The organism is Exiguobacterium sp. RIT594, from assembly GCF_003339585.1.
Lineage (GTDB): Bacteria > Bacillota > Bacilli > Exiguobacteriales > Exiguobacteriaceae > Exiguobacterium_A.
Window position 1 is genome coordinate 1,250,525 of the sequence record NZ_QPKF01000001.1, and the last position, 12,043, is coordinate 1,262,567.

Annotated in this window: 12 protein-coding genes; 6 read left to right on the plus strand and 6 right to left on the minus strand. The window is 49.8% G+C overall.

The genetic code is table 11. The features are described from left to right. Positions 1-163: 163 nt before the first annotated feature. From DVG79_RS06485 to DVG79_RS06495, 3 genes are all read right to left on the minus strand, one after another. The gene (locus DVG79_RS06485; protein WP_114595994.1) at positions 164-1,537 is read right to left on the minus strand and encodes a PTS transporter subunit EIIC; all 1,374 of its coding nucleotides are present in this window, start codon (positions 1,535-1,537) and stop codon (positions 164-166) included. Positions 1,538-1,550: 13 nt separating this feature from the next. Beyond that, on the minus strand, positions 1,551-2,444 hold the full coding sequence (murQ, locus tag DVG79_RS06490) for an N-acetylmuramic acid 6-phosphate etherase (RefSeq protein WP_255412932.1): 894 nt from the start codon (positions 2,442-2,444) through the stop codon (positions 1,551-1,553). Between the two features lie 139 nt (positions 2,445-2,583). After that, positions 2,584-4,521: a glycoside hydrolase family 3 protein gene (locus DVG79_RS06495; RefSeq protein ID WP_114595995.1), complete on the minus strand. Its 1,938-nt coding sequence runs from the start codon at positions 4,519-4,521 to the stop codon at positions 2,584-2,586. 211 nt (positions 4,522-4,732) lie between these two features. Here DVG79_RS06495 and DVG79_RS06500 point away from each other — a divergent pair, with 211 nt between their 5' ends. The 3 genes from DVG79_RS06500 (at position 4,733) to DVG79_RS16045 (ending at position 6,813) form a co-directional block, all read left to right on the plus strand. Beyond that, positions 4,733-5,245, plus strand: a complete 513-nt coding sequence (locus tag DVG79_RS06500) for a hypothetical protein (protein WP_114595996.1) — start codon at positions 4,733-4,735, stop codon at positions 5,243-5,245. Between the two features lie 145 nt (positions 5,246-5,390). Further along, on the plus strand, positions 5,391-6,260 hold the full coding sequence (locus DVG79_RS06505) for an AraC family transcriptional regulator (protein WP_114595997.1): 870 nt from the start codon (positions 5,391-5,393) through the stop codon (positions 6,258-6,260). Positions 6,261-6,507: 247 nt separating this feature from the next. Next, positions 6,508-6,813: a hypothetical protein gene (locus DVG79_RS16045; RefSeq protein WP_147269816.1), complete on the plus strand. Its 306-nt coding sequence runs from the start codon at positions 6,508-6,510 to the stop codon at positions 6,811-6,813. A 106-nt stretch (positions 6,814-6,919) separates the two neighbouring features. Here the strand turns inward: DVG79_RS16045 and DVG79_RS06510 are convergent, their stop codons facing one another. Both DVG79_RS06510 and DVG79_RS06515 read right to left on the minus strand, forming a co-directional pair. Continuing rightward, entirely contained in the window at positions 6,920-7,654 is a 735-nt protein-coding gene (locus DVG79_RS06510; RefSeq protein ID WP_114595998.1) for an acetoacetate decarboxylase, read from the minus strand. Between the two features lie 13 nt (positions 7,655-7,667). Next, entirely contained in the window at positions 7,668-8,690 is a 1,023-nt protein-coding gene (locus tag DVG79_RS06515) for a ketopantoate reductase family protein (protein ID WP_114596566.1), read from the minus strand. Between the two features lie 100 nt (positions 8,691-8,790). Between DVG79_RS06515 and DVG79_RS06520 the strand changes: the two genes are divergently transcribed. Beyond that, the gene (locus DVG79_RS06520) at positions 8,791-9,666 is read left to right on the plus strand and encodes a LysR family transcriptional regulator (protein WP_114595999.1); all 876 of its coding nucleotides are present in this window, start codon (positions 8,791-8,793) and stop codon (positions 9,664-9,666) included. A gap of 69 nt (positions 9,667-9,735) precedes the next feature. On the opposite strand, the gene DVG79_RS06525 is transcribed toward DVG79_RS06520, so the two are convergent. Next, on the minus strand, positions 9,736-10,065 hold the full coding sequence (locus tag DVG79_RS06525) for a winged helix-turn-helix transcriptional regulator (protein WP_026829663.1): 330 nt from the start codon (positions 10,063-10,065) through the stop codon (positions 9,736-9,738). Positions 10,066-10,400: 335 nt separating this feature from the next. Between DVG79_RS06525 and DVG79_RS06530 the strand changes: the two genes are divergently transcribed. Together DVG79_RS06530 and DVG79_RS16240 are read left to right on the plus strand one after the other, a co-directional pair. Further along, the gene (locus DVG79_RS06530) at positions 10,401-11,603 is read left to right on the plus strand and encodes an MFS transporter (protein ID WP_114596000.1); all 1,203 of its coding nucleotides are present in this window, start codon (positions 10,401-10,403) and stop codon (positions 11,601-11,603) included. 2 nt (positions 11,604-11,605) lie between these two features. Then, entirely contained in the window at positions 11,606-12,025 is a 420-nt protein-coding gene (locus DVG79_RS16240; RefSeq protein WP_114596001.1) for a winged helix-turn-helix transcriptional regulator, read from the plus strand. The last annotated feature ends 18 nt before the right edge of the window (positions 12,026-12,043 follow it).

The window sequence follows — 12,043 nt, forward strand, 5'->3', positions numbered from 1 at the left end:
TTTTATACTGATTTCAGTCCATCTGCTGATTAATAAATTGAACTCTAGTTATACAACGAATTGCCTACAAAACGACACTTTCTTACATTATTGTTAGGAAAGTTAATTTATAAAGATCAAAAGAGATGACTCAAATATGAGCCACCCCTTTGATCGGAAATTATTAAATTCCGTCCGCCATTTCTTCCTTGAATCCAAACCAGAATGTAAACAGGAAACCGAAAACGTACGAGATGACGAGACCGCCGATATACGTCAGGTACATCCCGTTATCGATCAACGGTGTCAACGACAGCCCGGACACACCGACGCCAAGCGCCGCCGTTTTCATCGTCGCCTGGAAGGCACCACCGACTGCGGCTCCCATACAAGCGGTCAGGAACGGACGACCAAGTGGTAACGTAACCCCGTACAGCAACGGTTCACCGATACCGAGGAACCCGACCGGAATCGCTCCCTTGATGATGTTGCGCAACCGTTGATTGCGTGTCTTGACGAAAATCGCCAGTGCGGCACCGACTTGTCCGGCTCCCGCCATCGCAAGAATCGGCAGCAGAGCCGTATTGCCGACCGTGTTCAGCAGTTCCAGATGAATCGGTGTCAATCCGTGATGGAGACCGACCATGACGAGCGGCAGGAAGAATCCGGCGAGGACGGCACCGGCAAGCGGACCACCGACTTCGAGAATCACGTTGATCGCTTTCATGATACCGTCTGATAAAACGCCGGCGACCGGCATGATGGCATACAGCGCCGTGAAACCGACAATCAGGACCGTCAAGAGCGGTGTAAAGATGATATCAATCGAGACCGGCATGAACCGGCGGATATGTTTTTCGAGATACGTCATCAACCAGGCGGCAAAGATAACCCCAAACAAGCCACCCCGTCCGACGACGAGCGGTTCGCCGTAAATAACGATGTCGACAAGCAACGGATTAAACAGAATTCCCCCGGCAATCGCCCCGAGGACCGGCGTGCCGCCGAATTCCTTCGCCGTATTCCAACCGACGAGAATCGCTAAGTAGGCGAAGACGGTACTCCCAATCAATAACAGAATCTGCATCCACGTTTCTGTCGCATCAACCCCGGCATTTTTCGCAAAGTTTGCCGCTCCGTTGATGATTCCCGACGCAACCAGTCCCGGAATGAGCGGGATGAAGATATTACCTAAGCGGCGTAAAAAGCGTTTGAACGGTGATTTTTGTTTGTCCTTCACTTTTTGCCGTTCGATGGCAGCCCGCTCTTCAAACGTCAGGTTCTCATCGACCGACTCTTCCCCGATGGCAAGCCCCGTTTTCCGGCTCAAGTGATCGGCGACCCGGTTGACGGTCCCCGGTCCGACGACGATTTGCAGTGTCTCGTCATCGATGACACCCATGACGCCGTCCAGTTGTTTGAGTGCTTGGATATCTGCCTTTGTCGGATCCTTCAGCGCCAACCGGACACGGGTCATGCAGTGGGCCAGTTGCCGCAGATTCTCTTTTCCGCCGACATGTTCCAGTATTCCTTCCGCCAACACTTCTTCCTTCTTCATCTGAATCCCCCCCTTAAAGCGCGTCACGGACGAATCCGTGCGCACGTTGTAATCGTTCGACCGCCTCAGGATACGAAACGTCCGCTAAAATCATGACGATCGCCGTTTTGACGTGACCATTCGCTGATGTGAAATAACGCGCGGCCGTCTCAAGATCGACCCCTGTCGCTTCCACGATCATCCGTTTGGCCCGGACTTCAAGTTTTTCATTCGTCGACTGAACGTCGACCATCAGGTTTTGATAGACTTTCCCGACGCCGATCATCGCTGCCGTGGAAATCATGTTCAGGACAAGCTTTTGTGCCGTTCCGGCTTTGAGCCGGGTCGAGCCGGTCAAGACTTCCGGACCTGTCTCTACTTCAATTCGGAGATCGGCGTGCTGGCTGATAATGGCTTGTTTATTGCAGGACAACGCTGCTGTCGCCGCACCGATTTCACGGGCGTAATCGAGACCGCCAATGACGTAAGGGGTCCGGCCGCTTGCCGCGATGCCGATGACGGTATCATTCGGCGTCAGCTGAAGGGCCTGTAAATCTTCGACGGCCAGTGTTTTGCTGTCTTCCGCCCCTTCGACGGCTTTGATCAAAGCCCGTTCGCCCCCGGCAATCAGTCCGACGACCATCTTTGGTGAGACACCAAACGTCGGGACACATTCTGCCGCGTCGAGCACACCGAGGCGCCCGCTCGTGCCGGCTCCGATATAAATCAGCCGTCCACCTGATTGAAATGATTGAATGACTTGCGCGACGACTTGCTGGATGACCGGGATTTCCTTTCGAATCACACCTGCGACCATCTGATCCTCCTCGTTCATCACCGTCAGGATATCCTCGACCGTCATATCGTCAAGCTCCATCGTTCGTTGATTGCGGCGTTCTGTCGCCAATTTCTCTAACATGATTTTCATCCTCTCTCCACAGCTCCTTTTATCCTGACCATAACGAAATATTAATTCAAAAATAAATTAATTTAATAGAAATAAAATTTCAAAAGAAGTCAATAGGGAAAGCCCAACCGCGTCGATTGGACTCCCTCACACGAGCCTGTTACTTATTCCAGTTGCGGAATCCGTCCCCGAACTCGCGGTACAAGTCGGTTTGGAACGTACCGTCCTTAAACTTCGGCACATCGACCGGCAATTTCCCTTGTGGTACGAATTCACCAAAAATGGCGCGGATTCCTGCCGGTAAATTCGGTCCGGCTGATTTTGTGTTTCCTGCTTCCGAATCCGGTCCGTTCGGATCGCCTTTGAAGCCGTAAACGAGTAATTGGGCGTCAGCATCCGGTTGGACGGCGACGTCATACGGATTCCGCAGACTGAGCAGGACGGATTTTTTACCCGTTCGGTTTGCCTGACGGAATACTTCAGCCGGCACATAATGATCCGCGGAGGAGGCTCCGAGCTTCGCACTATTATTGACGTTCGAGCCGACAATCAGATAGTCTGCTTGATTTATTTTCTCCTGAAGCGCCGGATTTTGATCGAGATGCGGCGTCGATGCTGAATATTGTTCCGTCAGCACGTTCACCTGTTTCAGATTACCGGCATTTTTCTCAAGCGACCGGATCGTCTTGACCATGCTGTCCGTCTGATCTTTTGTCGGTGACAGGACAAGGACCGTCTGCCCTTTTTTCGGTTTGAACGGCAATGTCTTCCGGTCATTTTTGACGAGCGTGACTGCCGCTTCCGTCATCTGCCGCTCAAGCGCCTTGTGCTCGGGACTGCCGACGACCGACTTCGCCTCGACCAGTTTTTCCTCAAGCGTCACATTCGAAGTTGCTTCACTCCAAATACCGCGTTTCGCTTTGAGTGTCAGAATCCGTTCAACTGAACGATTGATGTCCGCTTCCGAAAGCTCCCCGCTTTCAACCGCTTCGATCACGTCGTCAAAAATCGACTCCAGTTTCGTCACGTCGTTCGCAGATCTTAAAATCGTCGGCATCAACGCGATATCGACACCGGCTTTAAACGTTTTGATGACGGCTTCCGACTCCGTAAAGTTGTCGGCAATCGCCTGCATGTTCAACGCATCGGTGACGACAAGTCCCTGATAGCCGAGCTCTTCCCGTAAGACACCGGTAATGACGTCATCCGACAACGTCGCCGGTAGCGGGAATGTTCCTTGTGTGGACTCGACGACCTCATCCTCGATCTGCGGCATCCCGATATGTCCTGTCATGACCATATCGATGCCTTCCGCCACTGCCCGCTTGAACGGAATCAGTTCGAGCTGTTTCAGTTCGGCCAGTGATTTATCGACGACCGGTAAGCCGTAATGCGAGTCGACTGCCGTATCGCCGTGTCCCGGGAAGTGTTTCGCTGTCGCAACGACCCCTTGTTCCTGGATACCGCGCGTCATCGCCGAGCCCAGTTCCCCAACCAGGTTCGGATCACTTGAAAACGAACGGACCCCGATGACGGGATTGCCCGGATTGTTGTTGACGTCCAGGACCGGACCAAAGTTGACGTTGATGCCGAGTGCATGCAGTTCGGAGCCGATGATTCCGCCTGCTGCTTCCGCATAAGCCGGACTGCGGGTCGCCCCGAGTGCCATGTTGCCCGGTAAGTTCGTTCCCGTACCAAGTCGTGTGACGATTCCGCCTTCCTGGTCAATCGTGACGAACAATGGAATGTCGTTGCTTGGATCCTGCTCGACGACTTCCTGCAAATCATGGACCAGTTTCGTCGTCTGTTCCGTCTCGCTGACATTTTCTGCAAACAGGATGACACCACCTAAATCAAACCGGTCGATGATTCGTCCGACTTCCGGTGCCAGTTGCGTATGATTAACCCCGTTCCATAACCGGAAATCCGGCATGATCATTTGACCAACCTTTTGTTCAAGCGTCATCTGTTCCAGTTGTGCGTCAACCCGTTGTGTAACGGATGGTGTCTCGGCCACGACCGGTTGCATCGGCAGCGACGCGGCGAGTAGCGCCGTCGTCAATCCGAGCGTCGCCGTCCAGTTGAGTTTCTGTCCCATATGCTCAGCTCCCCTTTTTTTTGACCCTGCATGATTGCTACTTCCCCGTGTTCCCCGTTAGTATAACAAGCCCGACATTCAGAAACAATGTTTTATTTGAAAGCGTAAACATTTTGAAATAAAATTTCTTTATTGTTTTTATTTATTTTGTGTGATGATGACTCCTGTATAATGAATAGAACATCATTCCCTGCAAGGAGACACCTATCCCATGAAAAAATTCCGTGGCAAACGCCGCTACTTTCGACAACTTCAGGCCGAACAACACATCTCGGCCCATGCCTTAGATTTCAGTTCTGACAGCTGGTTTGATTTTTGGCATGTCCACCTTGATTTTTATGGACGTGGAAATGATCATCTCAAAATTCGAAAAGCACATGTCCGGGCACTGTTTCAGCTGATGAATGAGCTCGATGCCGCACTCAAGGAGTGGGGACAACCGTATCAACTTTGGATTGAACTGTCCCGGCTAGATGCAGGATTGGACGCCGTCTACATTCATACACACAATCCAAACGACGATAATTTTCCGTTTACCAATCCAACTTTAACGGAACCGACCGAAAGATTGCCGGACTATCTGCAAACCATCGATGGATTGGAGCATTATCAGATCCGTTCATATGAACAGCGAAACTATGATGAGTTTGACGATGTGCCGGTAGAAACCGCTGATCAGATCCTCGTTATTGAACGACGAGATCACCACTTATATCCGCTTTAATTCACTGGTCTCATATATCTTGATAATGAATGAATTCTTTTCTTTACTGTTCGATTCAATCACCATCCGACATCATCCGTCCAAAAATCGTCAAGTTCGTTTATTTTGAATCCTCTACACTGATATCAAGAAAGGAGGAATGACGATGTTAAAAGAACTGAACCAACTCATGGACCATATTGAACACCATCTGACCGAAGAACTTTCAGGAACGGACATTGTCCGAATTACTGGAGTTTCCGAATATCATTTCAGACGAATGTTTTCGTATATGTCCGGCATGACACTAAACGAATATATCAGAAACAGACGTCTTTCGCAGGCGAACATCAATCTCGTCAATCAGCATTCGGTTACCGAAGTCGCTTACGAATACGGCTATCAATCGATTGAAGGATTCTCACGTGCCTTTCGTGAGTGGTCTGGTTTCCTACCTTCAGAAGTCATTAAAAATAAAATTCAAAAATCTTTTCCCCGTTTTACTTTTTATATTGATATTAAAGGAGGAGTTTCCATGGAGTTTAAAATTGAACGAAAAAGTCAGTTTCATGTCGTCGGCGTCTCCAAACGTGTTCCGATTCAGTTCGAGGACGTCAATCACTCCATTGTGGAGTTAGCTCAATCGATTACGCCACAGCAACGCCAAGAAATGCACCAATTAGCCGATCTATATCCGGAAACCGCCTTGAATGTCTCGTTTGATTTTGATGAAGGTTATCTAGAGGAACAAGGAAGTTTGACTCATATGATTGGTTTTGCGACGAGTATCCAAAATCCTTACGGAGATTTAGAGCAAATTACGATTGAGGACAGTCTGTGGGCCGTTTTTCCAAACACCGGTCCGTTTCCACAAACGCTTCAAGAGACGATGGCAAAAACCTATGCAGAGTGGCTACCCACTTCAGGCTATGAACTCGTCGACTTTCCAAGTATCTCATTCACGATTCACAAGGATGATTCCCTGAACGTTTACAGCGAAGTTTGGGTCGCGGTCAAGGAAAAAACGACGTCTTAATTCACCTTGCGGACAACGGCTGCCCGTAGTTTTCATTTATTATTTTACAAAACATCCCGTGCCATCGATACTGTTGGCGCGGGGTGTTTCGTTTATCAGAATTCATTTGTGATAGTTCTTATTAATGTAATCATGATTTGTACTGTGCAAGAACCATTTTCCATGCATGATCGAGCGTTCTTTATGCTTTAACACCATGCGTGATCCAATCAAAAAAAATCAGCAGTAACATTCCGCCGAATACGAGATGGATCAGCCAAGGCAACGTCCCCATAAAGACTTCCCGTGCCGCACCGTTGAACGATTACCGTTCTACTTAAAACGCTTTCTGTTTTTTGTAATTTCCTATATCGTTGCTCCTTCGGCCTCCTTGTTACTGTTGATCCACTGGAAATCGCTCCGTCCTCAAACGCGCGACGCACGTTTGATTGTCTCCACCTTGTTTCTGCTGTTGTTTCTCGTCGATTTTTTCCCTCGTGGCTGGTACCAGAATGCCATGCTTGCCTTTACGCTCACCGTCGGATTGTTCGTTACCTTCATCGGACTGCGCTGAAAGAGACACACTCGACAAGTGATAATACGTCAAAAGACCGCATCACCCGGATGCGGCCTTTTAGTTCATCGCGATTCAGGAAGATACGGCTTCCCGTCTCGTCACTTCACTTCATATAATCAAAAATCTTCTTCGGACCGCCGAGGCGTAAATCGGAGATGATATGCTGGGCATCCAAAATCTTTCCGACCGGGAAATCGGCCAGCGGTGCCATGACATGCTGGAACAATTCCAAACGGGCCGGTCCGCGGTAGGCTTCCTTGACCTGAATATCCGTGATTTGACTGCGCGTCAATTCAGAGATGATCAGTTCCCCTTCGTAGCCGCGGTGTTGCTTCAGCATGAATTGCGGTGTCCCGATGATGGCTTTCGCCTCTTCTTCTGTTACTGGATAGTATTTGTAGCCCATCGTTGCCTGGGCGACACGAAGCGAATGATAATCGAGGGTCCCGACTAAGACGTCGTTATCCAAATAGAGTTTTGGCGAACCGTATTTTTTCGGGAACGAGGCCACTTCCCGCCCGGAAGCGATCGCTGCCTGGTTGTTGACGTACATCGACAGGTAGAATTCCCCGACTTCCCCGTTATATCGGACCGGGATGACATGTCCGCATTCCAGATACGATCCGAGTCCCGTACTGTCCGGCATATTGATGACTTCAAACTTGATTTGATTGCCGATCAACTCAAGCGGTTCCGGTACAACGGCTCGCAGTTGTTCGAGATCCGTTTCATAAACGATATTCAAATATTCACGGTTCCGGAAGAAAATATCGACCGCCGGAAAGACCGGCGCGTTGACCGGTGTCGCGACGATATTCTGGACATCCTCTTTTTTCATCTGATCATCTCCCTTATTTGACTGCGAGAAGTGCCTTGAACTGCTCGACACTCTGTTCAAAATCGGTCACTTCCTGTTTGTCCTGTGCATTTCGGACGAGTGCTTGAATCATTGAATTGACCGGTGTCTGAATGCCATACGTTTCCCCATACATCGTGACAACACCGTTAATGTAATCAATTTCCGTCGGCTGATGTTTCCGTAAGTCCTGCAACATGCTCGCTTCAAGATTCCGCGAGCTGTTCATCAGTTGCGGCAGTTCAATCATCTTTTGTTCGATGTCATCAAGTTCGCTGTACACCGTCAAATCCGCTTCTCCCATCCGGGCAAATTCGATGCCGTGCGCATGACCGACATCGAGGACTTCCTTCATCGCGTGAATCGCGGCCCGCAACAGGACCGGATGGTCGAGCACGTCGCCATACGTCGCATTACAGGCGGCAGACAATCCGCTGAAGGCACTGTTGATGATCAGTTTCGACCATTTCGTACCCGGCAGGTTATCGGAAATTTCCGTTCCGCCGATCGTATCGAGGACTTCTTTTAACTGAACGATCCGGTCTGTCGTCGCCCCGTCGAGTTCGCCGATTTGCAACGCATATTTTTTGAAGAACGCGTAGTCTGTTGTCAGGCGGGATTGTCCCGGTCCGACATACGTCGCCCCGAACTCCACCGAGCCCGCGATAATCTGTTCGCTCGGAATATGCTGGCGGATGATTTCTTCCGGTACTCCGTTTTGCAAGGAAACGAGGATGCCGTCTTCTTTTAAAATCGCTTTGACCGCCGGTAAGACTTGCGGATTGTAGAGCTGTTTCGTCAGCAACAATACGATATCATACGTTTTAGTAATCTCTTCCGGCAGAAAAGCCGTGACGCGTTGCGTGATATCGGGTCCGACGACATGTGCCCCTTTCTCGTTTAGTTGTGTGACATGTTCTTTGTTCGTATCAATCAAGTCAACGACAGGATATGTTTCACTTAAATACGCACCCATGATGGTACCGAGTGATCCTGCTCCATAAATTGCGATATTCATTTCCATCACCTCTGCACTCAGCATATACCGGTTTCCACATAAACAAAAATATATAATGATGTATACTACCATAAACGATTACTTATAGGAGGTGTGAGGGGTGGAATTGCTTCATTTACATTATTTCAGAACCGTCGCAGAAGAACTGAATTTTACTCATGCCGCGAAACGTCTGTTCATCAGTCAGCCGGCACTCAGCATGACGATTAAAAAACTCGAACGGGAATTGGATACCGAATTATTTAACCGGAACGGTCGGACGATCACCTTGACGAATCAGGGACGGATCCTGTTGCAGTCCGTCGAAAAAATCGAGAATGAACTCGAACTCGTCAAAGACAGGCTGTCGAATCCGGAACAGGATGTGACGATCAGCCTCGCCAGTTCACACGGCCGCTTCATCCAGATTCTGCTGGCGGAATTTTTGGCCAATCCGTCAGCAACGCTGTTCAATACAGAGATCTTGTCGAACCGTGAAATCCTGACGCAACTTTTGACTGATGAAATCCATTTCTCGATCAGCTTTATGGAAATCAAACATCCTGAAATCACAAGCGAACCCGTGGTCGAAGAAGACATCGTCCTGACCTATCCCGGTCATTATACGGAGCAGGACGTAATGCGTGTGCTCTATGACAACGAGACGGCAAAATCTTTCCTGTTCCCGTCACACAATAAGGATTACAACAGTTTCATCAAATTAAAGATGACAGAATTCAGTTTATACGCGGATTCGATTCGTTACATTGATGACGTCTCCCTGCAGGTCGCATTGCTTCAGCAACGGTATTTCAGCTTCGTTCCCGTTTCCGTCTGCCGGGAACTGAAGCTTCCGTTCGTCGCCAAGGATAACCTGACGATTGTCTCGAAAATCTATTTGTCACGCTTGAGCCGCGGTCTGACCGAAGAACAGCAGATTGTTTACGATGCCATTAAACAGTTCTTCCTCCGCGAAGCTGCTTCCTTCGTTAAATAACGGATACCCAAAAAAACGACCGTCCTGATGACAGGCGGTCGTTTTGCTGTGCTATTCGGTTGTTACGATTTAAGAAGACACGACTTCCTCGCCCGTCAAATCGATGTGTCCTTCGCCCCAGGCGCACATTGCGTCCAAGATCGGGCGCAACGACCAACCGTATTCGGATAAGGAATAGATGACTTTCGGTGGCACCTGTTCGTAGACGGTCCGGATGATGACACCGTCCTGTTCGAGCTCGCGCAGTTGTTGCGTCAACATTTTTTGCGTGATGTTCGGCATCAGCTTTTTCAATTCGCTTGTCCGGCGTTCACCTTTAATGAGATGACACATGATGACGACTTTCCATTTGCCTCCGATGACTTGCAGCGTTGCTTCGACCGGAATATTGTAGGCCATGCTGATTCTTCCTTTCGTTACGAAGTACGGCGGGACAGGTACTTTTTAGTGCCTATCGCACTTGAAAGTGCGTACTTCTCAAGTAGATTTGATGGGTTTATGATAACAACTGTCAACGGAAAGTACAAGTCGCCTTCATCCATTACTTCAATCGGTAAGGGTAGGGTACTTTTTAGTGCCTATCGCACTTAAAAGTACGTACTTCCACTTATTAACTCACCGCTCTATGATGGGATCACACAGAAGTGTTCCTGTTTGAAAAACGATCCGGGCCCGGTCGTTTAGAGCATGGTTGCGCTGTCTCACTTTATCTCATTTATCCAGGAGGAATTACCATGAATCAATTAAACCCGCGTGCTGAACAGGAACAGGTCCCGCAAAACGGTCGCTTTGCCCTGCTCGCACTTGCCATCAGCGCCTTTGGTATCGGAACAACGGAATTCGTCCCGGTCGGACTGCTTGCCGCCATCGCCGGTGACTTAAATATCGGCATCACTCTGGCCGGACTGATCATTTCCGGTTACGCAATCGGCGTCGCCGTCGGTGCACCGATCTTGACTGCCCTGACGAACCGGATGAACCGAAAAACATTACTGATGGCGTTGATGGTCGTCTTTATCGCCGGTAATCTCGTATCGGCCGTCGCGCCCAGTTTCGAACTGTTGATCGTCGCCCGGTTCATCACCGCGTTCTCACACGGTGTCTTCTTCTCGATTGGCGCAACGATTGCCGTTCAGCTCGTACCGGAACATAAAAAAGCCAGTGCCATCGCCTTGATGTTCACCGGACTGACGGTCGCGACCGTAACCGGCGTCCCACTCGGCACATTCATCGGTCAATCATTCGGTTGGCGTGCGACGTTCTTTGCCGTTGCCGCACTCGGCGTCATCGCCATCATCGCGAGCTTTTTCCTGATTCCAAAAGACTTGAAACAATCACCGCCGGCGAAGTTTTCCGACATGTTCAAACTGTTGACGAACGGTCGTTTAATGCTCGGTTTCCTGATCACCGCCCTCGGGTACGGTGGAACGTTCGTCGCCTTCACCTACTTGACGCCGATCATGCAGGACGTCACCCACATCAGTCCAAGCCTGATCAGTATCATCCTGCTTGTCTACGGCATTGCGGTCGCCATCGGCAACACGGTCGGCGGAAAACTCGCCAACGGAAATCCGATCAAAGCGTTGTTCTATATGTTCATTCTGCACGCGATTGTCATGATTGCCCTGTCCTTCATGATTCCGTTTAAAGTCGCCGGCATCATCGGCATCATCCTGATGGGACTGCTTGCTTTCATGAATGTTCCGGGTCTGCAGCTGTATATCGTTCAGTTGGCGGAAAAATACGTCCCGGCAGCGGTTGATGTCGCTTCCGCGTTGAACATCTCCGCCTTCAATATCGGGATTGCGCTTGGGGCAACCATCGGCGGATTCGTTGCTGACACGATCGGACTTGTCCACACACCGTGGGTCGGCGGGATCATGGTCATCCTCGCCGTCATCCTGACTGCCGTCTCCCGTCGACTTGAACGTCTATAATCATGCCGACGGATATGCGTGCACTTGACTACACCGTCTGGATGCTTGGAACGGTGCACGAAATGCACATCATCGTTCAATTATTGCATGCTCCTTGTTCATTCGAACAATTGACAGCTGCCGGATCATCACATTCGATGCATGAGCTGACTGTTTGTCTGACGCAACTCGAACAACGTGGAGTTGTCGAACGGCCGGAAGCCGTCTATCAACTGACGCCAACAGGTAAAAGTTTGCAACCGATTTTTCAAGCCATCGCCGAACAAACCCAGCCTCCGCTTACGAAGGCTGGGTTTTATCTTGTCGCGACAAGCGTGAATTCCCACGGGATGTTTTCGCCCTTCCACCCCCGATGTTCGTCCAGTTGCGCGAGCGTGAAGCCGCTTCTGATGACGGTGTTCACGATTTCACTCATCGTATAATGCCGCAATAGCACCTTC

Coding starts and splice junctions, on each gene's coding strand:
- DVG79_RS06500 (WP_114595996.1), top strand. CDS start 4,733: ATGAAAAAATTCCGTGGCAAACGCCGCTACTTTCGACAACTTCAGGCC.
- murQ (WP_255412932.1), bottom strand. CDS start 2,444: ATGAAAATCATGTTAGAGAAATTGGCGACAGAACGCCGCAATCAACGA.
- DVG79_RS06505 (WP_114595997.1), top strand. CDS start 5,391: ATGTTAAAAGAACTGAACCAACTCATGGACCATATTGAACACCATCTG.
- DVG79_RS06525 (WP_026829663.1), bottom strand. CDS start 10,065: ATGGCCTACAATATTCCGGTCGAAGCAACGCTGCAAGTCATCGGAGGC.
- DVG79_RS06515 (WP_114596566.1), bottom strand. CDS start 8,690: ATGAATATCGCAATTTATGGAGCAGGATCACTCGGTACCATCATGGGT.
- DVG79_RS06530 (WP_114596000.1), top strand. CDS start 10,401: ATGAATCAATTAAACCCGCGTGCTGAACAGGAACAGGTCCCGCAAAAC.
- DVG79_RS16045 (WP_147269816.1), top strand. CDS start 6,508: ATGGATCAGCCAAGGCAACGTCCCCATAAAGACTTCCCGTGCCGCACC.
- DVG79_RS06485 (WP_114595994.1), bottom strand. CDS start 1,537: ATGAAGAAGGAAGAAGTGTTGGCGGAAGGAATACTGGAACATGTCGGC.
- DVG79_RS06495 (WP_114595995.1), bottom strand. CDS start 4,521: ATGGGACAGAAACTCAACTGGACGGCGACGCTCGGATTGACGACGGCG.
- DVG79_RS06510 (WP_114595998.1), bottom strand. CDS start 7,654: ATGAAAAAAGAGGATGTCCAGAATATCGTCGCGACACCGGTCAACGCG.
- DVG79_RS16240 (WP_114596001.1), top strand. CDS start 11,606: ATGCCGACGGATATGCGTGCACTTGACTACACCGTCTGGATGCTTGGA.